A 23,513-nucleotide genomic window follows, 5' to 3' on the forward strand; every position below is an offset into this window, starting at 1 on the left:
CGTTTTTCTTATTGCTTTAGGAGGTTCAATTTTTCTCACTTATATTAATAAAGATATCCTACTTTTTATTATAAATATTTAAGTATTGTGTCGCATTTTTTCTTCTCAACATATAGACAAAATACATATTTTCGCCATATAATCTATGTGTTATAATCATTTTCTGTAAAGTGCAGTATTATATTATGTTTATTTATGCTAATTAATATTAATATTTATATATTTTTAAAACAAATACTAGATACAAATCTATTTCATCCGATGTTTATTTCGGTGATTTATCAATCAAAATATAATTATATTATCATCGCAATTCATTGATATCCGGAAAGACATTCAAAGTTTTTATACACGAATGAGTTCCGATAAATATTTCTAAAATAAAGGATAAAAAAATCATCCATTTGTTTTCTCTTTACTTTGATATATACCGTGATATAATGAAGTTGCCTATAGCAAAACAAATATTTTATTTAAAAATCTTTGCTAAAAGTCTGAAAATATTTCGAGAGGGGCTGTCTTTTCCAATGATTAATGTAAAAGCGTTAGCAGATGCTCACTATGATGAATTAGTTAAATTACGTCGTTATTTTCATGAACATCCGGAATTGTCCAACATAGAAGATGCGACATGCGATACAATCCAAAAAAAGTTGGAAGAATATGGAATCCGCACCGAAGTCGTGGAACACGGTGGCGTTTTCGGTTTTATTGACAATGGCCCTGGTAAAACTGTTCTGATGCGTGCCGATATTGATGGTCTTCCTATTCAGGAAACAGAAACCAATCTGAATCAGAAACGTGTATGTGTTTCCAAAAATCCTGGTGTAATGCACGCCTGCGGTCATGACGGCCATATTTCTATGCTGCTCACAGAAGCTAAAATCCTGCAGGAAATCAAAGACCAGTGGTCCGGACGCGTCATTTTCATGTTTGAACGAGCCGAAGAAGGCTCCGATGCGACACAGCACCTCATGCCGTACCTGCTCAAGCAGAACATCGATTACTGCTATGGCACCCATGTCCGCTGGGATGTACCGGCTGGTAAAATCAATGTAGAACAAGGAGCAGCCATGGCCGGCGGTTTTGCCTTCCAGATTAAAATCAAAGGTCACGGCGGTCATGGTTCCCGTCCAGACCTGTCCCAGAGCCCTATTGACTGTTTCCACGCATTCTATGGCAATCTGCAGGCACTGCGCATGCGCGATGTCAATCCGCTGGAATGCCTGACTCTTTCTATCGGTACAGTCCAGGCCGGCTCTGCCTATAACGTCATTCCGAATGAACTCTTCTTCGGCGGTTCATCCCGTTTCTTCAGTTATGAACATGCTGGCAAAAAATTCTACGATGACTTCCTCAAACTTCTCAAAAACGAATGCGACAACTACGATTGCACTTATGAACTGGTCCGCATGAAACAGCCGCTCTTGGAAGTCCGCAATAACCCGGTCTGCGGCGATTATGCCCGCAAAGCTGTTGCCAAATATCTCGGCGAAGACGCCCTGTACGATGTAGAACCTTGGATGGCTTCCGAAACCTTTGGTCTGACTTTGTCCCTCTTCCCGGGAGTCTTTACCTTTACCGGCATTGCCAATAAAGAAAAAGGCTGCGGCGGAAACCATCATACCCCCCAGTTTGATATTGATGAAGAAGGCCTGCGTGCCGGTGTCGTTGCCGGTGTCGGTTATACTCTTGAAATGCTCGCTGCCAAACCGGAAATCGAATTCAAACAGAATACAGAAGATCCGGTACAGCTCGGCCTGCGTGGTATGTAAGTCACGGCGAATCACCATAAAAAAAGTGGGGCTGTAACAAAATGAGCTTTATGAGCTCATTTTGTTACAGCCCTCTTTTAGTTTTCAGTTTGTAGTGGATAGTTTGTAAAAAGGATACGATAAAATAAAAGTTTTTCTTCAAACTTCAAACATCTCAATAAACAAGATGGCATATGTTTGCAAATGGTATTATGTTACAGCCAGTTCCTGTCTGATTTATTTTTTATAATGGTAACGACAGGCTAGAATATTAATAGTTTCCTCTTCTATGTTATAAATTAACCGATCTTTTTCATTGATCCGGCGACTCCAAAAACCTGCCAACGGTCCTACCAGTGGTTCTGGCTTACCAATCCCCGTATTGCCATTGCGGCTGATATCCTGAATCAACTGATTGATCCGTTTTAGCGTTTTCCTGTCTTCTTTCTGCCAATACAAATAGTCCTGCCAAGCATTATCCGTAAAGAGTTTATTCATCATCAGGCTCCAGCAATTCATGCATCCGGCTCTTTCCCGTTTCTAACTGCTGTTTTGATTCCATCAGCCAGCGATAGTTTTCTTTATTTCCCAGAACATGAATATTTTCCATCAGATTATTATACATATCTTCAGACAGGACAATGACATTCTTATTTCCCTTGCGCGTTACAACGAGCGGTTCATAATCTTCCACGATTCGATCCATATGCGCCTTCATGTGGTCACGGAATTGAGTATAATTGACAGCCATCATTTCAATCACTCCCTTTAATTTGATTATAACGTACGAATTTCTGTACGTCAATAAATAGGAATATATCATGAAAAATCCCCTCTTACAGGAAAATCTATAAGAGGGGAGGGTAAGGAGCAGGATGGCTATTCCTGCGTTATATTCAAAATGTCTCAGGCACGAACGACGGAGATGCGCTGCTTAATATGCTGGCCCTTTTCGATTTCATCGACCATGGCAATAGCATAATCAGCATAGGAAATAATCGATTCCTGCTTGCTATTCAGGGTGAATTCTTCACCGGCCAGGAGGTACTTACCTGTCCGCTGACCATCGGCCTGAAAATCAGCAGCCGGGCTGATATAGGTCCATTTCACATCGTTTCTCTGGCGTAATTCAGCCAGGGCTTTGCCCATGGCATTGGCCAGCGGTTTGAAAGCATCGGGGAAATCCGGCGTATTAACGAGCTGGGTCGTATGGTCTGGGTCAACATAGAGCGAACCAGCACCACCGACGATGAGCAGCCGGACATTCGTCCCGGAAAGGATATCGGCCAGATGAGCGGTCGTCGTCGAATGTCCCGGCAGTGCTTCCGGCGTCCAGGCCCCAAAGGCATCGATGACGGCATCGAAGCCCTGCAGGTCTTCTTTCGTCAAAGCAAGGATATCTTTCTTAATATACGTCTTGGCTGGCGTTTCATTGATATCATGACGACCAAAAGCAACTACTTCATGACCTCTCTGTAAGGCTTCGGCAATAACTTTTTTGGCAACGCGGCCATCGGCTGCTACAACTGCAATTTTCATAGTATGTGCTCCCTTCTGAGAAGCCTGGCTTCTCACGACCTAATGTATTTGATGTAATATTTTTAATTACTTCTTGTAAGTGATACTATACCAGGTTCTCTGATTAATGTCAACTTTTTCATTACATTTAATCTATATTTAATTTTTAGAAGTTTCATGCTATACTACAGGTGTGTGATAAGTCGGAATACAGGGAAAAGAGAATATTATGACACAGATACTTTTAATCTCCCCGTCAGAAATGCTTGCAGAACAGATGAAAACTATTGCTGAGGAACGCGGCATAGGAATTGAAACTTGTACAGCAATTCTTGAAGAAGCAGAAAGTATTGCTATCGATGCAATAAAAAGAGGCATCAAGGTTATCATCAGTCGTAGTGGCATGGCCTTTTTATTAAAACAGAAATGCCATATTCCCGTTGTAGATACAAAGCTGACCAGCGGCAGTTATATCAATGCGTTTGAAAAAATCCGTATGGTCAATGGTCCAGTAGCATTTTTCTCTATCGATAAAATTCAAGATAACGTTCGATCTCTTTGCTATTTTCTTCATGTGGACGCCAACTACTACTATTTCAAGGATACGGAAGGTGCCCAGGCCGCCGTTAAGCAGGCCATAAAAGACGGTAATATCTTCGGTGTTGGCGGCGTCCTGACAAAAAAATTTGCAGAGAAATTGCAACTGGATTACTATACGTTGGAAAATACGCGGGAAGACATTGAAACGGCTTTGGATACGGCTCAGCAAATTCTACAATCCGTTTTGGAAGGAGAACGACGCAATCATATCTTGCAATTGCACTTAAAACGATATGAAACAATCTTTAACTATACTCACGACGGCATTATCGCTATCGATAAAAAAGGTAAAGTTGAAGTAGTAAATAAGCAGGCTGATGATATTCTTCCATTAAAAAATAAGCCATACGAAGGCCGTCATATTGAAGAAATTCTCCCAGAGACAAAACTACCTTCAGTCCTGCAAAATGGCAATAAAGAATTAGATGAACTGATGAAAATCGGCAACGTGATCATCAACACCAACCGTGTTCCTATTATTGTCGATGGAGAAATAGAAGGCGTCGTCGCTACCTTCCGGGACATAGAATCTATCAAAAACAGCGAACAGAAAATCCGCAGCAGCCTCCATCGCAAAGGGTTGGCTTCCCGCTATCGTTTTGCCGATATGATTGGAGAATCCCGCGCTATCCGCCGTGCCATCCGCATCGCCAAAAGCTATGCCCATACGAATTCCAATATTTTAATATCTGGTGAAATCGGAACAGGAAAAGAAATGTTCGCTCATGCGATTCACCATGAAAGCAACCGCCGCAATAAACCATTTGTTACCATCAACTGTACTAATTATTCATCACAAGCGTTACAAGCCGATCTCCTCGGGTATGAAAACGGTTTTTCCCCCTTTGGTATCAAAGGGAGTAAAGAAGGGGCATTTGAACTGGCTCATGGAGGTACGTTGTTTCTTGATAAAATAGGAGATTCCCCACTAGAAGTCCAGTCCTTATTGGCCCGAATTATTGATGCCAAAGAGGTACGACGGATTGGCGGCGACAAGGTCATCCCCATTGATGTCCGCATCATTGCTTCCACCAGTCATAATCTGACTAAAGATGCCAGCCAGGGCCACTTCCTAGAAGAACTCATGTATTCACTCAGTGTGCTTACTTTGCACATTCCTTCTCTTCATGAAAGGGACATGGATTATGTACTATTTTGTGATACCTGGTTTCATCGCAATTTTGGAGCCGATTACGTTCTATACAAAAAAAAGATTGATATTATCGTTCACTATTTCCAAGGATATGAGTGGAAAGGAAACATCCGCCAACTATCGAATATAATAGAACGGATCAGTGTCTTGTTAAAAAATGATATGACCGTAGAGGAAATCATATCCACTCTGCCCCATGGAGGAAACGAACTGATTCGGAATCAGAATGTAACATTAGGCAAATGGACTCGCTCATCTATTGTCGAAGCATTGACAGCCAGTCATCTTAATATATCCAGAACCGCCCGAATGTTGAATTGCAGCCGCAGTACATTATATAAAAAGATGAAGGAATTAAACATAAAAGTCAATAATATCCGATAGATTTATAAATATAGTATCAAAGGCATAAAGACACAGATTTTTCAGGAAGCATCCCGACAGTAGGAATGTCTGCATATCCACTATTCCAACCAATATTTTATACGTTTTACTTGAAGAAGGAACCATAACAAGACGAAATTTTGATTTGTTTTGTTATGGTTCCTTCTTTTTATATACATATTTCTTTAATGCAATTACAGCATATTCATTAAAATAATCCCAACATATCATCAGTTTAAAAGTTTCCATTAAATTTTTTTCTTTTCTAAACAAACTGTACAAAAAATGTATTGAGCATTTTGTACAATAATGGCCATTAGTCAACATATTTGCAGTCGTTTGCACGATTACTTTATTTAAAGACAGTGCTTTATTCAATTTATTATAACTTTATGATATTTACACATTGATACACAATAATACATTTTGATGCATTTTTGTACAATTACATAAATCTATTACATTTGATAATATCGTAAATGCAGTTATATAATGAACTCGTCAAAAGGAAATCCAAAATACATATGTCCGGACAATTAACGTAAATGGGTTTCCAAACTTATCACACAAATTTATTAAAACTGTATTCCCGAAGGTGATTAATTATGACTAAAAAAGCATTAGAAGATATCGTTGTACTTGATTTGACCCGTGTTCTCGCTGGTCCGTATTGCACAATGATGCTAGCTGATTATGGTGCCAAGGTAATCAAAATCGAAATGCCCGGAAAAGGTGATGACACTCGCAGTATGGGGCCGATTAAAAACGGAGCCAGCATGTATTATGCCAATGTAAATCGCGGCAAAAAAGGTGTAACGCTGAACTTAAAACCTGAAGAAGGCAAAAAAATCTTTAAAGAAATGGTTAAAAAAGCCGATGTCGTCGTTGAAAATTACCGTCCCGGCGTCATGGATAAATTAGGGGTCGGTTATGATGTGCTGAAAGAAATCAATCCCCGCATCATCTATGCCGCCGTTTCCGGTTTCGGCTGCTACGGCCCTAACCATAAACGTCCTGGCTATGATATCATTGCCCAGGCTACAGGCGGCCTCATGAGCATCACCGGTGAACCGGGCGGCCATCCGCTCCGTGTCGGCAATGCAATGGGTGATGTACTTGGTGGAATGAACCTCACAATCGGCATTCTCATGGCACTGCATGCAAGAGAACTGACCGGGAAAGGCCAGCGTGTTGATGTCGCTCTCGTCGATTCTGTCGTATCCAGTCTGGAAATCGGCATCCAACGGTTCTTCGCATCGGGCAAACAACCGGAACTCATGGGCAACCGCTATGCATCCGCTTATCCCTATGACTCCTTCAAAGCCAAAGACGGTCTCTTCGTCATCGGTTGCGGTAACGATAAACTCTTCACTCTGCTGTGCAATAAAGTCCTGATGCAGCCGGAACTACTGGAAGATCCTCGTTTTGTAACAAATATCAAACGTTGTGACCACCATGCAGAACTCAAACCCATTATCGAAAAATGGTCTTCTCAATATACTATTGATGAAGCTGTCGAAAAAATATTAGCCGCAGGTGTACCGGCCGCACCAATAAACGATTTGCCTAGAATCACTACTGACCCCCATATTGCTGGAGCCCGTGAAATGTTCGTTCCTCTCCATCATCCGGTTATCGGCGATATGAAAGTAAATGGCAACCCGGTGAAATTGATGGATACAAAAGTAGATATCAGTGTTCCAGCTCCCGCACTTGGTCAGGACAATGTAGAAGTGTATGGCAAGGTGCTAGGTCTTACAGAAGACGAAGTTAAGCAGCTACAAGATAAAAAAATTTTGTAATGTCCAGTGAGGAAGTGTATATATCATGACACAAAAAATAAATTTTGTTGAAGTCGGTCCCCGCGATGGCTTCCAGAATGTAAAAGAATTTATTCCTACAGAAGAAAAGTTGAAAATAATCGATATGCTCATCGACGCTGGTGTCAAATCCATGGAAATCGGATCCTTCGTCCATCCCAAAGCCATCCCCCAGATGAAGGACATCAAAGAAGTCGTCACGAAAACGTTAGAAAAACACGGTGATGAAGGCATCGATTTCTTCGCTCTCGTCCCTAATCTCTATGGTGCTAAAGCAGCTGCAGCCTGTGGTTTAAAAAAAATCGATACGGTTATTTCCGTCAGCGAATCTCACAACAAGGCAAATATCAACCGGACCGTAGAAGAATCTCTACAAGGGCTGGCAAAAATTCGTGAAGAATTACCCGATATAGATATTATTCTCTCTATGGCTACAACTTTTACCTGTCCCTTTGAGGGCATAACCCCCGTAGAAAATGTATTGCGCATCATCCGCCGAGGCGTACAGCTGGGTATTCACAAATACTGCTTAGCCGATACAATTGGTCAGGCTGATCCTAAAATGGTCCGCGATACTATAGCAATTGTAAAAAAAGTATTCCCAAACGAATATTTTGAAGTGCACATCCACGATACCCGTAATATGGGCGTAGCTTGCACGCTAGCAGCGATTGAAGCTGGAATTCCCAATGTCCAGGCCGCCTTGGGTGGTCTGGGAGGTTGCCCCTTTGCACCAGGTGCTTCCGGTAATGTCGCCTCAGAAGACTTAATTTACATGTTCAATGCTATGGATATGGAAACGGGTATTGATTTTGATAAGATGCTTGCTGCCGCAAAATACGAAACGACGATCATAGACGGAAATTTCAGCAGCCACCAGATTCATATTGGTGAACCTTGCTCTAAATAATTTTACATTATCCCCTAGGTTCTGCCCGGATACATATAATCTGGGCAGAACAGAAAGGAGTTGTTCATCATGAGTATGGATTTATTAGCAATTATCCTATTTCTCGTGGCGATTATATTAGCATTTGTCCGTCATGTCAACATTGGTATCGTAGCCTTAGCAATGGGCGTAATTTGTGTACGAATCTTTGGACTAACGGATAAAAATTTAATCAGCGGTATCAGCAGTGGTATGTTCTGCACCCTGGTTGGGATTACACTCCTGTTCGCCATTATCAAACAGACTGGTGCTCTGGATTTGCTTGCCAAAAAAATAGTCTCCAGTACCGGGAATCGTGTCTGGCTTCTCCCCATTACAATTTACATCGCTGGTTTCGTTATCGCCGGTGTCGGTCCTGGGGCAATTCCAGCACTAGCTATTATCCCTGCATTGGCTGTCACCACAGCAATTCAAGTAGGATATGATCCACTAATGCTTGCCCTGATTGGCGAATTCGGACTTATGGCAGGCCGAATGACCAGTATCACGCCTGAAGCCGCTATTATCACTAATGCCGCAACCAGCGCCGGATTTGGTGATGTCATGCCAACGGTATTAGTTTGCCAGACACTAGTAACGTTTGTTTACGGTATAGTTGTGTTCATTGTATTTAAAGGATATAAATTAAAAGCCCCAAAACAAAATTTGACAGATACAAAATTGCCCTCTTTCACCAGAGACCAAATTTTATCCTTGCTAGGAATCCCACTCATGTTATTACTTATGATTGGGTTCAAAGTAAATATCGGTCTGGCTGCATTCTTTGCTTCTGCTATTCTCGTTTTATGTGGCGTAGCTAAAGATGGAGAAGCCCTGAAAGCACTGCCATGGAGCACAATTATCATGGTTGTTGCCGTCGGTGCCCTACTCGGAGTAGTTAACAAAGTAGGCGGTATCAAGCTTATGAGTTCTGCTATTTCTTCTATTATGACCAGCAGTACAGCTGTACCTCTCATGGGTATCTCTGCTGGTTTGCTCAGCCTGGTCAGTTCGGCACTGGCCGTTGTCTACCCGACCATGATGCCTATGTGTCCTGATATTGCCGCCCAGGTAGGTGGAGTCAGTCCTGTTGCACTAATGGCGGCTGTTGGTGGCGGCGGTTCACTCGCCGGTCTTTCTCCTATGTCAACAGGCGGTGCCTTGATTCTGGCAGCATTAGGAACAAACTTAGACAATTTCACCTCTACGCAGCAAACAAAGGTATTTGTCAAATTGTTAATTTTTGCCGGCGGTGCCTTAGTCCTGCTTGCTATTATATCAGGTCTGACCTATGGTCCTATTGCCGACATGCTATATCACAGCTAACTTCCTATGCATGCATCCCATACGCTGTACACACATTAACGAAAAACGCGTATCAGTCAATGGCTGGTACGCGTTTTTCCGTTAGTATATATGCTTCTTACATGATGAATCCGCAGACAACATATAATACCATAGAGACGCAGGCAAAGCCTATTACATAAGGCATCTGTGTCTTGATATGGTCCATGATGTTACAGCCTGATGTAGCGCAGGACATGATGGTCGTATCAGAAATAGGCGAGGCATGGTCACCAAAAATGGATCCGCCAAACATGGCTCCTGCCGTAAGAGGAATGCTTACACCCATATTAATCGCCATAGGGAGGGCAATAACGGCCATGATAGCCATTGTCCCCATGGATGTCCCCGTTGCAAAGGACAAAATCATGGCGATGATGAATGTCAGAAGCGGCAGGAGAGACGGTGTAAGGAACTGCATAAAGATAGACGACAGATAGGCACCGGTTCCCAGCTGTTTTACCAGAGGGCCCAATGTAAAAGCCAGGCACAGGATGGTGGCAATGCCAAACATGGTGCACATGCCTTTCAGTATTTCACTGGTCAGTTCTTCCAGGGTAAATACTTTTTCTACGAGACACATGATGGAAATAGAAAGTACTGATAAGACCGATCCCCAGAGCAATGCCTGCATGCCAGCGCCTTTGGTGAGGTTGCCCGAACCGGTTACGTAGAGGACACCGATAATGGTCACAATCATGACGACAATGGGCACAATCATGTTGGCCAGATGCGGTTTTGCTTTAGGCGCCAATTTAGTCGCATTCTGGGAAGCATTGGCAGCTACATGGGACGGATCATCAAGATAGCCCGTCTGAGACGCCCGTTCTTCCGCTTTTTTCATCGGTCCGAAATCGACAGGAGCCAGGCAGGAAATCAGGGCAAAAACGACAGCTATAATACAATAAAAATTCAAAGGAATGGACTGAAACAGAACAGTAATGGCCTGATCGGCAGGAACACCGCCCGATGTCAGATAGCCTGTCATCGCCCCGAGCCAGCCACTGAGTGGCAGCAATACGCACCAAGGTGTCGATGTGGTATGAATGAGAAATGCCGCTTTTTCATGAGACACTTTCATGCTGTCATTGAGGGGTCGGGCAATAGATCCTGTGACCATACAGCTCAGCGAGCCGGACGTGAAGATGACAATTCCCAGAAGCCAGGTAAAAAAGACTGCCGCTTTTTTGGAACGGATGATGCTCTTTTTGCGGACCATAATATCGACGAAACCTTCGATACCGCCGGACCGTTCAATGAGATAGAGCATCGCCCCGATCAGGAGCAGGGACATGATAACAATCGTATTGCCATTGCTGGCAAAGGTCTTTACGACATTATAAAAGGTTGCATTAATCCCCGTAAAAATATCCGGACTGAGCGTCATGCTTGCCATGAAAATCCCGACCAGGAGAGCGATAAACACATTTCGTATAGCCAGAGCCAGTACAATTGTCACTAGCGGTGGTATAACTGATAGAAAACCATATTCCATACTATATTTCCCCCTTAAATTATTTACGGACAGAACGTCCCAGATGCCACTGGGTCACCTGACAATCCTGGGCTGCCACCTGGCCGCCGAGCAGGACATGTGAAATCCCCCTGCCCGGCAGAACCGGATTCTCAAAGGTCGCTCCGTCGGCAATGACGTGAGGATCAAAAATGACAACATCGGCATCAGATCCGGCTGCCAGATTTCCCTTGTGGGAAATACCCATGCGCGCCGCCGGCATAGCCGTCATTTTGCGGACGGCTTCGTACAAGGAGAGTTTTCCTGTGCGGACAAACTGGCTGAATACGCGGGGAAATGCCCCGGCCGCCCGAGGATGTCCCTGTCCATGATTCAGGATGCCATCGCTGCCAATCATGACACCGGGATTGCGGAGTGCCATGTCTACTTCCTGTTTTTTCATGACATAACAGACAGTGAGATATTCCGGGTGGGTCCGGCGCACTTCTTCAAATATCGCCTTCGTACAACGCTGTCCCTGATAAGTGCCTTCACAAAGCTGCACCACATCATAATCGCAATGGTACCGCTGCAGCCACCCATCATCATACGTTGTCGAACCGATTGCCGTAGAAAAGGCATAATAAGGGTAGCAGTCACAAGTCACATCGAGACCGTTCAGGCGATAGGCATCGATCATCTGCAAAAACTCTTCCATCTGACCGAATGCCGCCATGGATCCGATGTGGGACACTTCCGCCGGCAGTCCCAGTTCGCAGGCCACATCAAGAAATTCCCGGCCCGCTGCAAATATGCCTGCCGCATCATCCCGGACATGGGCTGCGATAAGTCGCCGGTCTGACACGCAGGTCCGGGCCGTCGTCACAAATTCCCGGCGGTCGATTCCTGGCACATAGCGCATCCCATAGGAAATACCAAAGCAGCCAGCATCCAGTGCCTGCCGACAAAGCGGCACCATGGCCTGCAGTTCATCATCTGTCACATGACTGTACTTATCCGTATGACCGACAGCTTCCCGGAGCCAGCTGTGCCCGACCAGGAGAGCCACATTAACGGGAGTTCCATCGCGGTCCACGATATCCAGATACTGTATAGGATTATAGCGGTTAACACCACATTCACCGCCCAGGACCGTCGTCACACCCATGCGCAGCATACAGCCGAAAATGGCGTTGTTTTCGTTCTGTTCCAGAGTGCCCTGGGGCGTTACAAAATCTTCATGCATGTGGATGTCGATAAAGCCCGGAGATACGACCTGACCTGCCGCATCAATGATCGTATCGGCTTCCGGTTCCTCCGTTGTCACACCCAGCACGTGATCATCCTCCAGCACCAGATTCAGTTTCGCCTGTACCGCATTAGCCGGATCAATGAGAAGGCCATTTTTAATCAGGGTTTTCAAAAAATCACATTCTTTCCCAGAAAACACGACGCGCATTAAAAACGATAATGATTCAATCGTGTTTATATATATTTTTTCATTTATAAGCCTTGAAATTATTTTTATCTTAGCACGTATCACGTTTTATGACAATAAAAAATGCCCCCCAATGGCGATAAAAAAATACGATGCACTCAATCAAAAAACTGAATGAATATAATTCCTGGCAGAAGCAGATTATTCCACATACACAATAAAAAAGGTTTCCAGTAAATCTACTGAAAACCTTCGCTATCTGTTGGTGCGGTCGATGGGACTTGAACCCATATGAACTTACGTTCACTACCCCCTCAAAGTAGCGCGTCTGCCATTCCGCCACGACCGCATATGAAATTGTTTGTGGTGCTCAGGGACGGAATTGAACCGCCGACACGGGGATTTTCAGTCCCCTGCTCTACCGACTGAGCTACCTGAGCGAATATGGCGACCTCGATCGGATTTGAACCGACGATCTTCGCCGTGACAGGGCGACATGTTAAACCGCTACACCACGAGGCCGTTTCCACTTCCAGTTCCGAGGCCTGAGTGCCTCGAACAAAAAGAATTGTATCATGTATCGCGCACTTTGGCAAGTACTTTTTTTAGTTTTTTTCATTTTTTTGGTGAAAAGAACCATTTTTCCTCTAGGTAAAGAACTTATAATGATGTATAATAAGGACGGTCCGCTATTTACAGGATTCTTACATGAAGTACCCGGACTTTTTACAAATAGATATTATGTCAGAAAGGCAGCGTCATCCTATGTTAGGTTTTCACAAAAAACGTCCTGCACCTTCATGCAGGAAAAATCAGGATTCTTCAATGGCCAGGGGCAATACCGGACGCCAGATTTTCTACCTTATTTGTATCTTTGCCGTCATATATGCATTATGCTTCCAATGGGAGCTTCTCGTGTCACTAGGCCTGGGTGAAGATAACATCGAAGATATGACCTTCGGCCTCATACCGGCCGTTGCCGCCGTTACGTTATCGTTGGCTTTATACTGGAAACATCTGACTCTTTCAGCCATCCTCCCCAATGCCATCATTGGCATTTCCTGGATTATAACAGGTCCCGTACTGAGTTATAATACATTATTAAATAGTAATACCGTCTATTTAAACAATATTTATGACATTTATGTGGGGCTGTATTTTTTTGCTATTTTGTTTTGCCTTTCTATGGCATTGCGCCAATATGCCCCACCAAAAGTGCGGATGGTTCTCATGACACTGATCCAGCTTTTGGCCATTTCGGTCATCGTCCTGCAATGGGGATATTATTATCTTTATCATTCCTCCATCACCACATCGGGCGCCCTTCTGATTTTTCAGACCGGCCCTGCGGAAGTAAAGGAATATTTCGGTTCCCTCGGTTTGGGTAATATGCTGCTCGCTCTTTTCTTTGTAGCAGCCCTGATTGCCTTTTTTGTCATCTGCCAGTATCTGCAGCAGCCATTACCTCGCACGACGTTATACCGCAAAGTATTGCCACTGCTCTCATTGGTCATTGTGCTGCCTTCCATCGGCGCCCTGGGAGAAGAAATCTTTCCGGAATGCTTCCCCATCCGTACCTTCCTGGATACTCATGATTATATGGAACGGTCCGCACTCTATGCCGAGAACCACTCCAGCAAATTTGCCAATCTCCAGGCAGTCCAACTGAATCCGGCGCAGTATCCCGATACAATCATCGTCGTCATCGGTGAATCGGAAACGCGGACACTCATGAATGCCTATAATCCGGATCATGTTCCCAACACGCCCTGGCTGACGTCAGAAAAAAGCAATCCCCGTTTTACCTTGTTTAACAACGCTTACGCCTGTGTCTGGTATACCGTCCCCGTTCTGGAACATGCCCTGACAGAATCTAATTTCTATAATAATAAGGAATTTAACCAGTCTATTTCTATCATTGACATGGCAAAAAAAGCCGGGTATAAAACGTACTGGTTCAGCAACCAGGGATCTGTCGGCGTCGCCGATACGCCCATCACCCTGGTTGCCAATACAGCCGATGTATCCGAATGGGTAGACCGGGATCTCAAAGAATCAACCCATGACGAAGCCCTGCTGAAATTCCTCAATCAGGTAAATCCCGATGAAAAGAATTTCATTGTCCTCCACATTATGGGCAGCCATATCGAATACCGCAACCGGTACCCGGCAGAATTCCAGCACTTCAACGATGGTAAGATCAATGAAGAAGCCGATTTTGACAACACCGTTCTCTATACTGACTGGATTCTCCAGCAGATTTATGATTATGGCCGTCAGAATCTGAACCTCGATGCCATGATTTACTTCTCCGACCACGGTTCCGATCCGGACGTAGCCCGTGCCCCGGATGGCTCCAGCTTTAAAGTCCTCCGCATCCCTATGTTCGTCTACTTATCAGACGCTTATACGGCGCGGAATCCGCAAATCACCCGCACCGTCAAAGAGCACCAGAATGCGTATTTTACTAATGATCTGGAATATGAATTTATCTGCGGCATCCTCAATATGCAGTCGCCCAACTACGACCCGTCGTGGAGCCTCGCTTCTGATCAGTGGCATCTGGAACGTCAGGACCTGCGTACCCGCTTTGGCCGGGACAGCCTGATGGATGATACGGAATATTAGAATTCTGGCAGGGTGATGATACAACACCCAGTTTGACAAAAATCCGAAATCGTATTACTATGATAATAGTACGATTTCGGATTTTATTTTTTTAGAAAGGATTTGTTATGCCCCATCACACAACAGAAATGCGCCAGCTTATCCTGGCATTCAACCGGATTGACAATGTCTACTATCAGTTTGCCCGCAACAGTTCCATTGGGGAAAACAAGCTCATCCTGCTTTATGCACTGAATGATGGACAGGGCCATTCCCAGAAAGAAATCAGCGAAAACTGGTTACTACCCCGGACTACGGTCAATTCCATCATAAAAGATTTAGAACGGGACGAGCTGATTACGCAGGCAGCGATTCCCGGCAAACGACGTGAAAAGAAAATCTGGCTTACAGATAAGGGCATCGCTTACGCCAACGAAGCCTTAAAAGTCATGTACCAGTGTGAATCCGGGGCTCTGGACGCGGTATTGCAAGTATATCCTTCTTTTGTAAACAGCATGAAGTGTTTCAGCCGGGAGCTGGAACAGCGTTTAAAAGACATGCCGTAAAGGTATCCCCTATGCGTATTCAGTTATCAGATCACTTCACGTACCGCACGTTGCTGCGCTTTTCTCTCCCGTCTATGATTATGATGGTATTCACATCCATCTACGGCGTCGTAGATGGATTGTTCGTTTCCAACTTCGTAGGATCAACTCCTTTCGCTGCTGTCAATCTGGTCATGCCTGTCTTATATTTTCTCAGCGGTCCCGGCTATCTCCTGGGGACAGGCGGTACAGCTGTTGTCGCCGCGACGCTGGGCCAGAAGAAACGCCACCTTGCCAACGGATTTTTTTCCAGTCTGATTCAGACCACTGCTGCAGCCGGTATCATCGTCCTGATACTGGGCCAATGGATGCTGCAGCCGGCTTTACAACTCTTCGGCGCCCAAGGAACGCTTCTGGCAGAAAGTCTTCACTACGGACGAATCGCCCTGCTAGGCGTTCCGTTTCTGATGCTGCAGGATGCCTTTCAAAGTTTTTTTGCCGCAGCCGAAAAACCGCGTCTGGGATTGGAAATCATCATTGCCGCCGGCATTACCAACGCCCTTCTCGATGCCCTGTTCATCATCGTTCTGGACTGGGGCCTGACAGGAGCCGCTGCTGCCACGGTACTCGGCATGGCCGTAGGCGGACTGCTTCCCGTCCTGTATTTCATCCGCCCCAATACGAGTCTCCTCCGCCTGGGCAGAGGCATTTATGCAGCCCGTATACTGGGTCGTGCCTGCCTGAACGGCTCTTCAGAAATGGTAAACGTCGCCGCCAGTTCTCTCGTCACATTCCTATACAATTATCAGCTGCTGAAATGGGCGGGCCCGGACGGGGTTGCCGCCTATGGCGTCGTCATGTACCTCAGCTTCATTTTTGCCGCCGTCTATATCGGATATGCTATGGGAGCATCGCCAGTCATTGCCTATCATCTGGGCGCGAAAAACAGGGAAGAACTGCACAATTTGTTCCGCCGCAGCATGCATATCCTGGCCGCGTTTAGTCTCACGACGTTTTCCATCACCCAGCTGTTCGCCTCACCCCTTACCGCTCTGTTCGTCGGTTATGACCAGCACCTGTGGGCTTTTACCCTGCAGGGCATGCGCTGGTATAGTCTGGCATTTCTGTTCAGTACCTTTAATTATTTCGGCTCCGCCTTTTTCACGGCCCTCAACAACGGCCTCGTTTCAGGACTTCTGGCATTTGTCCGGACACTCGTACTTGAACCGCTCTGTATCATCATTTTTCCTCTTTTATATGGGACGACCGGTATATGGGCGGCTTTTCCCATAGCCGAAATCTGCACCTGTCTGATTACGGTATCCACATTTTACAGACTGGGTTCCCGCTACGGCTATCTCCATTAGGCATGGACGTCTGTTTTTCTCCTGAAAATAGTGTAGAATATAGTATATAAGAATATATCTGATTTCTATTCCTTCCACAAAGGGGGTTTTCCTATGGATACGACTTGTCTGGGCGCCGCACTGCTGCCACATCCGCCCATCATGCTGCCGGAAATCGGCCAGCAGGAACTGAAAAAAATGGAAGCTACTGTAACCGCTGTTTCAACGGCTGCATCGCTTCTGGTGGAACGCCGGCCAGAAACACTGGTCGTCATTACCCCACATAATTATGTCTTTTCTGACAGCGCGGCTATCTTTCCCGCAGCCCGGATTCACGGGGACCTGGGAAAATTCGGTTTTCCTGACCTGACCATGAACGTCAACACCGACATGGAACTGGCTGAAGGAATCCTCCGTCAGGCTGATGGTCACACACCTCTATACCGGATTGATGAAGAGTGGGCCGAAAAATACGGCCATGCCATCTTCCTGGACCAGGGCGCGTTCGTCCCCCTGTATTATATGAAGAAAGCCGGATTTGACGGTCCTGTCGTCCTGCTGTCGCCCCGTTTTGACGATTATGAAAGCATGACGGAATTAGGTCACCTCGTCGTCCAGTCTGCAGCCAGGACCGGCCGTCGCATTGCTATCATCGCCTCTGGTGACTTGTCCCACCGCCTTTCTCCCGGATCACCCAATGGGTATTCCCCATCGGGCGCTATCTTCGACAAAACCGTCATGGAAGGATTGAAAAAACAAGATCTCTCCGGCATCCGCGCCATGTCATCCCAGCTCATTGAAGAAGCGGGAATGTGCGGCCTCCCCTCGGTCTACTTTCTCTTTGGAGCCCTGCGCTGCATGCATCCATCGATGCCTGTATTCTCTTATGAAGGGCCTTTCGGAGTCGGATACGGCGTGGCACTCTATCTCAATGAAAGCGACGGCGCCCAGGTCACAGACCGGGCTGTTCCCGATATTCGCGTGCGCCTGGCCCGGGAAAGTATTGCTTATTATCTGGAACATCACAGCGTAATGGCCGTGCCAAAAAATCTTCCGGAAGGCCTGACAGACCGGGCAGGTGCTTTTGTTTCGCTTCACAAAGGCAGCATGCTCCGCGGTTGCATCGGGACATTTCTTCCCATGCAGATGAACATTGCCAGTGAAATTATTCATAACGCCGTCTCTGCCGCCACCAGAGACCCCCGTTTCTATCCGGTCCGGCCGGAAGAACTGAATGAATTGTCTATCTCCGTTGACGTACTCGGCGCTCCTGAAGCCATCACTTCACCGGACAAACTGGACCCGAAAAAATACGGTGTCATCGTCATGAGCCATGCCCGTACAGGTCTGCTGCTCCCGGATCTTCCTGGTGTCGATACGGTACAGCAGCAGATAGATATTGCCAAAGAAAAGGCCGGCATCCCGCCACAGGTCCGCCCTGATTTATACCGCTTTACGGTAACCCGTTACAAGTAGGTGATGCCCCATGGAAGCTGCATATTACAAGCGGGGAAGTGACCAGGTGATTCAATGCCAGCTCTGTCCTCATCACTGTCATATACGAGAAGGGGAAACAGGATTCTGCCGCACCCGAAAAAATGAAGATGGGACCCTTCTGGCCCTCAATTACGGTCAGTGCACATCCTTGGTGCTGGATCCTATCGAGAAAAAACCGTTCCGGTATTTTCACCCTGGCAGTCAGATTTTATCTACTGGCTCGTGGGGCTGCAATCTGACCTGCACATTTTGTCAGAACTGGCGCATATCCCAGGGCAGCCCTTCCTGGCAGGAATTGTCTCCCCGGAGAGCAGCCCATCTGGCCCGGAGCCTGAAAGAACGGGATAATATTGGTCTTGCCTATACATATAATGAACCGTCCGTGACCTATGAATGGATACGGGATACAGCACCACTGATCCGCGAGGCCGGGCTCTATAATGTGATAGTAACCAATGGATACATAGAAGACTCGCCTCTCCAATCGCTTCTCCCGCTTATCGATGCCTGGAACATCGATTTGAAAAGCTGGAGTGATGATTACTATCGGCGTATCTGTCAGGGCACATTATCCCCGGTTCTTCATACTATCGAAAAAGCAGCCGCTGTATCTCATGTAGAAGTAACCTGTCTCATTCTTCCCGGAGTCAATGATAATCCGGAAGACATGGTCTCTCTCGCCTCGTGGCTGGCATCCATCCGTCCGGATATTCCCCTGCATATTACACGATATTTCCCACGATATCACTGCACGCTGCCGCCGACTCCCATAGAAACATTGAAAACACTGCAGCAGATTGCCTGTCAGTACCTGTCCCATGTCCATATGGGAAACGTATAAGGCGTGACATACCGTCGTGTTTATTCTATCATGGAATTGTTTTAAATATTTTACATACTCATAGGCTATTATTCCTTGTTTTTTCTCCTGAATATGGTATACTAACAACAGCCTTGCAAGGTAATTGCAAGGCAAACGGAAAAAGGATACTACCTTCTTTCCCTCTTATTTCCATTCTTTTCAGAATGAATAGTATACCCCAATACGAAACCCAATGAGTTACGAAAAAAGCGAGACATTAACCCCCGTCTCGCTTTTTTCATGCAATAATAGAATAGATTTTTCTGTAATTTTTTAATAATTGAATAAGACAAGCAGAATATATTATGGTATAATGTAGTCAAGAAAGAGAAAGGGGTGAGTCCAATGGGTTCAGAAGAAACAGCAGCCACGTATAAGTCCGACGAAAAGGGAGAAACAAGTAATACCGTAAGAAACGCAAGCGGAACGACAAGGCACGTAGCCTGGAGAAAGGAAAGACGAATTTCGTTGGACTGTCATGCATTATCAGACAATACAGTGTTCTGACCAGCCACTCCGACCAGGGAATCAGACGAACAAGGTAATCACTACGCAAAGGCATCCGGACCGTCAAGACGGGAGATGGATACGTACTAACCGGCGGTGAAGGTATCGGTCGGAAAGCACGGATACGAAGAATCCTGTTTACACTGTCATTGTTCGTTACAAGTACAAAAAGCAGCAGCATCTAAATCTTCGTTTACATAGATTACAACTGAATCGGTTTATGGTTTATGTAGTAAGCGAATGATTGTGTGTGATTTTTTGCGAGGTTAAAGATACCAGAACCAGAATAACTCATATCGACTGCACATAAGAAAGAAACGTAAGAAAACCCGGCGGGCATATGTCGTGTGCCCGCCGGGTTCATTTTGTCTCTGCAACTCCTGTTTCGTATATTTATTGTATACCACGCATGGTTGCTTCCTTCATGGCTTTTACATAATCATAAATATGAGGAGCCGCATCATCTCCATATTGGGCAATAATCTTGACGATAGCGCTGCCGACGATGACACCATCGGCTATGGCACCGATTTTTTCGGCCTGTTCTGTCGTATTGATGCCGAACCCTACTGCCGCCGGCACATTAGTCACATGTTTTACGACATCGATGATTTCTTTGAGGTCTGTTTTGATTTCCGTACGTGTCCCAGTAACTCCCAAAGAGGAAACGATGTACAAGAACCCTTCTCCCACTTTTGCTATTTTTTCAATGCGATCTTTCGATGTCGGTGCAATCATAGAAATGATATCAATACCATGCGCTTTAGCTGCCGCCGCACATTCTCCCCTTTCTTCATAGGGCATGTCGGGAATGATGATGCCATCCATTCCCGTTTCTTCACAACGGGCGAAGAAACGGTCCGGCCCGTAGTGGAAAACGGGATTCAGATACGTCAGGAATACGAGTGGAATCTGTGTTTCTTTCCGCACTTTTTTTACCAGTTCAAATACGTCATCTATGCGCGTGCCGGCTTCCAGTGCCCGCAAATCAGCTTCCTGGATAACGACGCCTTCGGCAATCGGATCGGAAAAAGGGATTCCGATTTCTATTAAATCGGCGCCAGCCTTTTCCATGGTCATAATATATTCATAGGTTTTATCGAGTGACGGATCGCCGGCAGTCAGAAATCCGATAAACGCCTTGCCATCTTTAAATGCGTTGCCAATCTTACTCATGGATGTCCCTCCCTTTATATCTTGCAATAGCCGCTACGTCTTTATCTCCCCGGCCGGACAGGCAGACGATGATGATATCGTCTTTATTCATCTTCGGTGCTATCTGCATCGCATGATACACGGCATGAGCACTTTCGATAGCGCAGATGATGCCTTCCGTGCGGGCCAGATATTCAAAGGCTTCTACGGCCTGATCATCTTTGACCGGCACATACTGGGCACGGCCCGTTTCATGCAGGTAAGCGTGTTCCGGTCCGATACCAGGGTAATCGAGGCCAGCCGAAATGGAATATACGGCATCAATCTGCCCATCATCATTCTGGCAGAACAGGGACTTCATGCCGTGGAAAATGCCGACTTTGCCTTTGGCAATAGTAGCCGCATGAAGTTTCGTATCTATGCCCTTGCCGGCAGCCTCACAGCCAATGAGTTGTACGCCTGTATCAGGGATAAAATGATAGAACATGCCCATAGCGTTCGATCCGCCGCCTACACAGGCCAGAACGGCCGTTGGCAGTTTTCCTTCTTTTTCCAGAATCTGCCGCCGCGCTTCCTGACTGATGACGGCCTGGAAATCGCGGACCATCATCGGGAATGGATGGGGACCCATGGTCGAGCCGATGACATAGTGCGTATCATCGACACGGCTGACCCATTCGCGCATCGCTTCGTTGACAGCATCCTTGAGAACACGCGACCCCGATGTAACGGCATGGACTTTGGCTCCCAGTAATTCCATGCGGTACACATTCAGTGCCTGGCGTATCGTATCTTCTTCCCCCATGAATACTTCACATTCCAATCCCAGGAATGCCGCTGCCGTAGCCGTAGCTACCCCGTGCTGCCCGGCACCTGTTTCGGCAATGACCCGGGTCTTACCCATCTTTTTTGCCAGCAGGCACTGGCCGAGAGCATTATTGATTTTATGGGCACCTGTATGGTTCAGGTCTTCCCGCTTCAGATAGATTTTGGCTCCCCCCAGGTCCTTTGTCATCCGATCTGCATAATACAATAAGGACGGTCTGTTGGCATAATTGTCCAGTAAGTCTTTGAGTTCCGTCTGGAACTGGGAATCATTCTTGTAATACGCATAGGCCTTATCGAGCCTTTGTATTTCATTCATCAGTGTTTCCGGTATATACTGGCCGCCGAAAGGGCCGAATCTTCCTGTTGTCATCGTTGTTCCTCCTCTACCATGGCACCGCGCAGGCAGGCCATGAATCGTTTTATTTTGTCATAATCCTTATATCCATTCGTTTCGATGCCGCTGCTCACGTCGACGGCAAAAGGCCGGTAGGCAAGGGCTTGTTCGATATTTTCCGGTGACAGACCGCCAGCCAGAAAATAGGGGCGTTCCAGAAAGCGGAGCAGGTCCCAGTCAAAAGCCTGACCGCTGCCGCCACTGCCGTGGTCGACAAGCACGTAAGTGACGCTGCTGGCGTTTGCCGCTTTAGCATCTGCTTCAGATTCCAGAGAAAAAGCCTTAATGAGGGGCGCTTTCGTTTGCTGCCGCAAGGCTTTTATATAAGCCTCATCCTCACTGCCATGGAGCTGTACGACCTGGATGGTGCCAGCCTCTAGCAGCCGCAGGATATGTTCCTGCGGTTCATCGACAAAGACGCCGACCGCCGGGATGTCCGACAGCAGATGACTTCTTAAGGCCGCGGCTTGTTCGTCCGTTACGCGCCGTTTTTTACCGGCAAAGACAAAGCCGACGTAATCGGGCCGGAATTCATTGGCCCAGTCGATGTCACAGAGCCGTTTCAGTCCGCATAATTTAACCCGCGTCATGGACCTCACCTGCCAGTTCTTGGAGCATCGCTTTTTTATCAGCTGCCCGCATCAGCGTTTCGCCAATCAGGACGGCATCGACGCCGTGCTGCCGCAAGACCTTCGTATGCGCTGCCGTCTTGATGCCGCTTTCGGCTACAAAGAGGACTGACGGCGGTACGAGAGGCCGCAGATTGCAGCTCGTATCCAGAGAGACCGTGAAATCTTTCAGATTGCGGTTATTGACGCCAATGATCCGGGCGCCGCAGGCCAGGGCCCGCCGGACTTCCTCTGCATCGTGAGCTTCAACCAGCGCCGAGAGGCCCAGCGAATCAGCCAGCTGGAAGAAGCAGCGCAGCGTAGCGTCATCGAGGATAGCGCAAATCAGCAGGACCGCTGCCGCTCCATTGGCCTGGGCTTCGTATATCTGATACTCATCGATGATGAAGTCTTTCCTAAGGACAGGAATCGCAACTTCCGCCGCGATATCTTTCAGATACGAAATACTGCCTTGGAAGAAATCCCGTTCGGTCAGGCAGGATATGGCGGACGCCCCGGCTGCTTCATACTCTTTGGCAATCTCCTTATACGGGAAATGAGGGGCAATCAGCCCTTTGGACGGCGAGGCCCGCTTCACTTCGCAGATAAAGGATAAGCCCGGCTGCGATAAGGCCTGTTCAAAAGGGTAGCCGACCGGCTTAGGCGCCTTCAAGGCCAGCTGCTTCATCTCCTCTGGTGAAATAGCCGCTTTATCAGCAGCGAGGCGCTTCAAAACGGCTGCCGTAATATCATCTAAAATCATGGGTCTGCC

At 46.5% G+C, this 23,513-nt stretch carries 19 protein-coding genes and 3 tRNA genes; 10 read left to right on the forward strand and 12 right to left on the reverse strand.

Features of this window, described 5'->3' with window-relative positions; all coding sequences use genetic code 11:
- Positions 1–527 precede the first annotated feature (527 nt).
- Positions 528–1,775, forward strand: a complete 1,248-nt coding sequence (locus tag B2U90_RS01635; protein ID WP_075581562.1) for a M20 metallopeptidase family protein — start codon at positions 528–530, stop codon at positions 1,773–1,775.
- 216 nt (positions 1,776–1,991) lie between these two features.
- Here B2U90_RS01635 and B2U90_RS01640 read toward each other — a convergent pair whose 3' ends face one another.
- The 3 genes from B2U90_RS01640 to B2U90_RS01650 form a co-directional block, all read right to left on the reverse strand.
- Positions 1,992–2,252: a Txe/YoeB family addiction module toxin gene (locus B2U90_RS01640; RefSeq protein WP_170088017.1), complete on the reverse strand. Its 261-nt coding sequence runs from the start codon at positions 2,250–2,252 to the stop codon at positions 1,992–1,994.
- Entirely contained in the window at positions 2,245–2,577 is a 333-nt protein-coding gene (locus tag B2U90_RS01645; RefSeq protein WP_349678354.1) for a type II toxin-antitoxin system Phd/YefM family antitoxin, read from the reverse strand. The genes B2U90_RS01640 and B2U90_RS01645 overlap by 8 nt, the downstream gene beginning before the upstream one ends.
- A gap of 83 nt (positions 2,578–2,660) precedes the next feature.
- Positions 2,661–3,293, reverse strand: coding sequence for an NAD(P)-dependent oxidoreductase (locus B2U90_RS01650; protein WP_292016947.1), 633 nt, complete (start codon positions 3,291–3,293; stop codon positions 2,661–2,663).
- Positions 3,294–3,501: 208 nt separating this feature from the next.
- Between B2U90_RS01650 and B2U90_RS01655 the strand changes: the two genes are divergently transcribed.
- The 4 genes from B2U90_RS01655 to B2U90_RS01670 all read left to right on the forward strand — a co-directional run bounded on the left by B2U90_RS01655 (position 3,502) and on the right by B2U90_RS01670 (position 9,483).
- A complete protein-coding gene (locus B2U90_RS01655) occupies positions 3,502–5,409 on the forward strand; it encodes a sigma 54-interacting transcriptional regulator (RefSeq protein WP_113856338.1) in 1,908 nt (635 codons plus the stop codon).
- 605 nt (positions 5,410–6,014) lie between these two features.
- Positions 6,015–7,211: a CaiB/BaiF CoA transferase family protein gene (locus B2U90_RS01660; RefSeq protein ID WP_059076602.1), complete on the forward strand. Its 1,197-nt coding sequence runs from the start codon at positions 6,015–6,017 to the stop codon at positions 7,209–7,211.
- A 25-nt stretch (positions 7,212–7,236) separates the two neighbouring features.
- Positions 7,237–8,139 (forward strand): hydroxymethylglutaryl-CoA lyase, encoded by a 903-nt coding sequence (locus B2U90_RS01665; RefSeq protein WP_059076601.1) that lies wholly within the window; start codon positions 7,237–7,239, stop codon positions 8,137–8,139.
- Between the two features lie 69 nt (positions 8,140–8,208).
- The gene (locus B2U90_RS01670) at positions 8,209–9,483 is read left to right on the forward strand and encodes an SLC13 family permease (protein ID WP_113856339.1); all 1,275 of its coding nucleotides are present in this window, start codon (positions 8,209–8,211) and stop codon (positions 9,481–9,483) included.
- Between the two features lie 97 nt (positions 9,484–9,580).
- Here B2U90_RS01670 and B2U90_RS01675 read toward each other — a convergent pair whose 3' ends face one another.
- From B2U90_RS01675 to B2U90_RS01695, 5 genes are all read right to left on the reverse strand, one after another.
- Positions 9,581–10,996: a Na+/H+ antiporter NhaC family protein gene (locus B2U90_RS01675; protein WP_292016948.1), complete on the reverse strand. Its 1,416-nt coding sequence runs from the start codon at positions 10,994–10,996 to the stop codon at positions 9,581–9,583.
- 19 nt (positions 10,997–11,015) lie between these two features.
- Entirely contained in the window at positions 11,016–12,377 is a 1,362-nt protein-coding gene (locus tag B2U90_RS01680; protein ID WP_292016949.1) for an amidohydrolase family protein, read from the reverse strand.
- Between the two features lie 278 nt (positions 12,378–12,655).
- A tRNA-Leu gene (locus B2U90_RS01685) sits at positions 12,656–12,741 on the reverse strand.
- Positions 12,742–12,756: 15 nt separating this feature from the next.
- Positions 12,757–12,832, reverse strand: a tRNA-Phe gene (locus B2U90_RS01690).
- Positions 12,833–12,837: 5 nt separating this feature from the next.
- Positions 12,838–12,914: transfer RNA gene (locus B2U90_RS01695), tRNA-Asp, on the reverse strand.
- A 303-nt stretch (positions 12,915–13,217) separates the two neighbouring features.
- Between B2U90_RS01695 and B2U90_RS01700 the strand changes: the two genes are divergently transcribed.
- The 5 genes from B2U90_RS01700 (at position 13,218) to amrS (ending at position 19,228) form a co-directional block, all read left to right on the forward strand.
- Positions 13,218–15,020 (forward strand): sulfatase-like hydrolase/transferase, encoded by a 1,803-nt coding sequence (locus tag B2U90_RS01700; RefSeq protein WP_113856342.1) that lies wholly within the window; start codon positions 13,218–13,220, stop codon positions 15,018–15,020.
- 107 nt (positions 15,021–15,127) lie between these two features.
- The gene (locus B2U90_RS01705) at positions 15,128–15,565 is read left to right on the forward strand and encodes a MarR family winged helix-turn-helix transcriptional regulator (protein WP_059076597.1); all 438 of its coding nucleotides are present in this window, start codon (positions 15,128–15,130) and stop codon (positions 15,563–15,565) included.
- Positions 15,566–15,576: 11 nt separating this feature from the next.
- The gene (locus B2U90_RS01710; protein WP_292016950.1) at positions 15,577–16,911 is read left to right on the forward strand and encodes an MATE family efflux transporter; all 1,335 of its coding nucleotides are present in this window, start codon (positions 15,577–15,579) and stop codon (positions 16,909–16,911) included.
- A 93-nt stretch (positions 16,912–17,004) separates the two neighbouring features.
- The gene (gene amrA, locus B2U90_RS01715) at positions 17,005–18,366 is read left to right on the forward strand and encodes an AmmeMemoRadiSam system protein A (protein WP_292016951.1); all 1,362 of its coding nucleotides are present in this window, start codon (positions 17,005–17,007) and stop codon (positions 18,364–18,366) included.
- Positions 18,367–18,376: 10 nt separating this feature from the next.
- Positions 18,377–19,228: an AmmeMemoRadiSam system radical SAM enzyme gene (gene amrS, locus B2U90_RS01720; RefSeq protein ID WP_292016952.1), complete on the forward strand. Its 852-nt coding sequence runs from the start codon at positions 18,377–18,379 to the stop codon at positions 19,226–19,228.
- 921 nt (positions 19,229–20,149) lie between these two features.
- Here the strand turns inward: amrS and trpA are convergent.
- The 4 genes from trpA to trpC are packed head-to-tail and all read right to left on the reverse strand — an operon-like array spanning position 20,150 to position 23,504.
- Entirely contained in the window at positions 20,150–20,932 is a 783-nt protein-coding gene (gene trpA, locus B2U90_RS01725; RefSeq protein ID WP_292016953.1) for a tryptophan synthase subunit alpha, read from the reverse strand.
- Positions 20,925–22,109, reverse strand: coding sequence for a tryptophan synthase subunit beta (trpB, locus tag B2U90_RS01730; protein ID WP_292016954.1), 1,185 nt, complete (start codon positions 22,107–22,109; stop codon positions 20,925–20,927). Before trpB ends, trpA begins: the two co-directional genes overlap by 8 nt.
- Positions 22,106–22,723 carry a phosphoribosylanthranilate isomerase gene (locus tag B2U90_RS12530; protein ID WP_349678589.1) on the reverse strand — a complete coding sequence of 206 codons (618 nt, stop codon included), beginning with the start codon at positions 22,721–22,723 and terminating at the stop codon, positions 22,106–22,108. Before B2U90_RS12530 ends, trpB begins: the two co-directional genes overlap by 4 nt.
- A complete protein-coding gene (trpC, locus tag B2U90_RS12535) occupies positions 22,710–23,504 on the reverse strand; it encodes an indole-3-glycerol phosphate synthase TrpC (RefSeq protein ID WP_349678590.1) in 795 nt (264 codons plus the stop codon). Before trpC ends, B2U90_RS12530 begins: the two co-directional genes overlap by 14 nt.
- Positions 23,505–23,513 lie beyond the last annotated feature (9 nt).

Source organism: Megasphaera sp. UBA4233 (assembly GCF_002395615.1).
GTDB classification, from domain to species: Bacteria; Bacillota; Negativicutes; order Veillonellales; family Megasphaeraceae; genus Megasphaera; species Megasphaera hexanoica.

What these genes read in the sequence shown, in the direction of transcription:
- B2U90_RS01635 (WP_075581562.1), top strand. Translation starts at nt 528, where the DNA reads ATGATTAATGTAAAAGCGTTAGCAGATGCTCACTATGATGAATTAGTT.
- B2U90_RS01640 (WP_170088017.1), bottom strand. Translation starts at nt 2,252, where the DNA reads ATGAATAAACTCTTTACGGATAATGCTTGGCAGGACTATTTGTATTGG.
- B2U90_RS01645 (WP_349678354.1), bottom strand. Translation starts at nt 2,577, where the DNA reads ATGATATATTCCTATTTATTGACGTACAGAAATTCGTACGTTATAATC.
- B2U90_RS01650 (WP_292016947.1), bottom strand. Translation starts at nt 3,293, where the DNA reads ATGAAAATTGCAGTTGTAGCAGCCGATGGCCGCGTTGCCAAAAAAGTT.
- B2U90_RS01655 (WP_113856338.1), top strand. Translation starts at nt 3,502, where the DNA reads ATGACACAGATACTTTTAATCTCCCCGTCAGAAATGCTTGCAGAACAG.
- B2U90_RS01660 (WP_059076602.1), top strand. Translation starts at nt 6,015, where the DNA reads ATGACTAAAAAAGCATTAGAAGATATCGTTGTACTTGATTTGACCCGT.
- B2U90_RS01665 (WP_059076601.1), top strand. Translation starts at nt 7,237, where the DNA reads ATGACACAAAAAATAAATTTTGTTGAAGTCGGTCCCCGCGATGGCTTC.
- B2U90_RS01670 (WP_113856339.1), top strand. Translation starts at nt 8,209, where the DNA reads ATGAGTATGGATTTATTAGCAATTATCCTATTTCTCGTGGCGATTATA.
- B2U90_RS01675 (WP_292016948.1), bottom strand. Translation starts at nt 10,996, where the DNA reads ATGGAATATGGTTTTCTATCAGTTATACCACCGCTAGTGACAATTGTA.
- B2U90_RS01700 (WP_113856342.1), top strand. Translation starts at nt 13,218, where the DNA reads ATGGCCAGGGGCAATACCGGACGCCAGATTTTCTACCTTATTTGTATC.
- B2U90_RS01705 (WP_059076597.1), top strand. Translation starts at nt 15,128, where the DNA reads ATGCCCCATCACACAACAGAAATGCGCCAGCTTATCCTGGCATTCAAC.
- B2U90_RS01710 (WP_292016950.1), top strand. Translation starts at nt 15,577, where the DNA reads ATGCGTATTCAGTTATCAGATCACTTCACGTACCGCACGTTGCTGCGC.
- amrA (WP_292016951.1), top strand. Translation starts at nt 17,005, where the DNA reads ATGGATACGACTTGTCTGGGCGCCGCACTGCTGCCACATCCGCCCATC.
- amrS (WP_292016952.1), top strand. Translation starts at nt 18,377, where the DNA reads ATGGAAGCTGCATATTACAAGCGGGGAAGTGACCAGGTGATTCAATGC.
- trpA (WP_292016953.1), bottom strand. Translation starts at nt 20,932, where the DNA reads ATGAGTAAGATTGGCAACGCATTTAAAGATGGCAAGGCGTTTATCGGA.
- trpB (WP_292016954.1), bottom strand. Translation starts at nt 22,109, where the DNA reads ATGACAACAGGAAGATTCGGCCCTTTCGGCGGCCAGTATATACCGGAA.
- B2U90_RS12530 (WP_349678589.1), bottom strand. Translation starts at nt 22,723, where the DNA reads ATGACGCGGGTTAAATTATGCGGACTGAAACGGCTCTGTGACATCGAC.
- trpC (WP_349678590.1), bottom strand. Translation starts at nt 23,504, where the DNA reads ATGATTTTAGATGATATTACGGCAGCCGTTTTGAAGCGCCTCGCTGCT.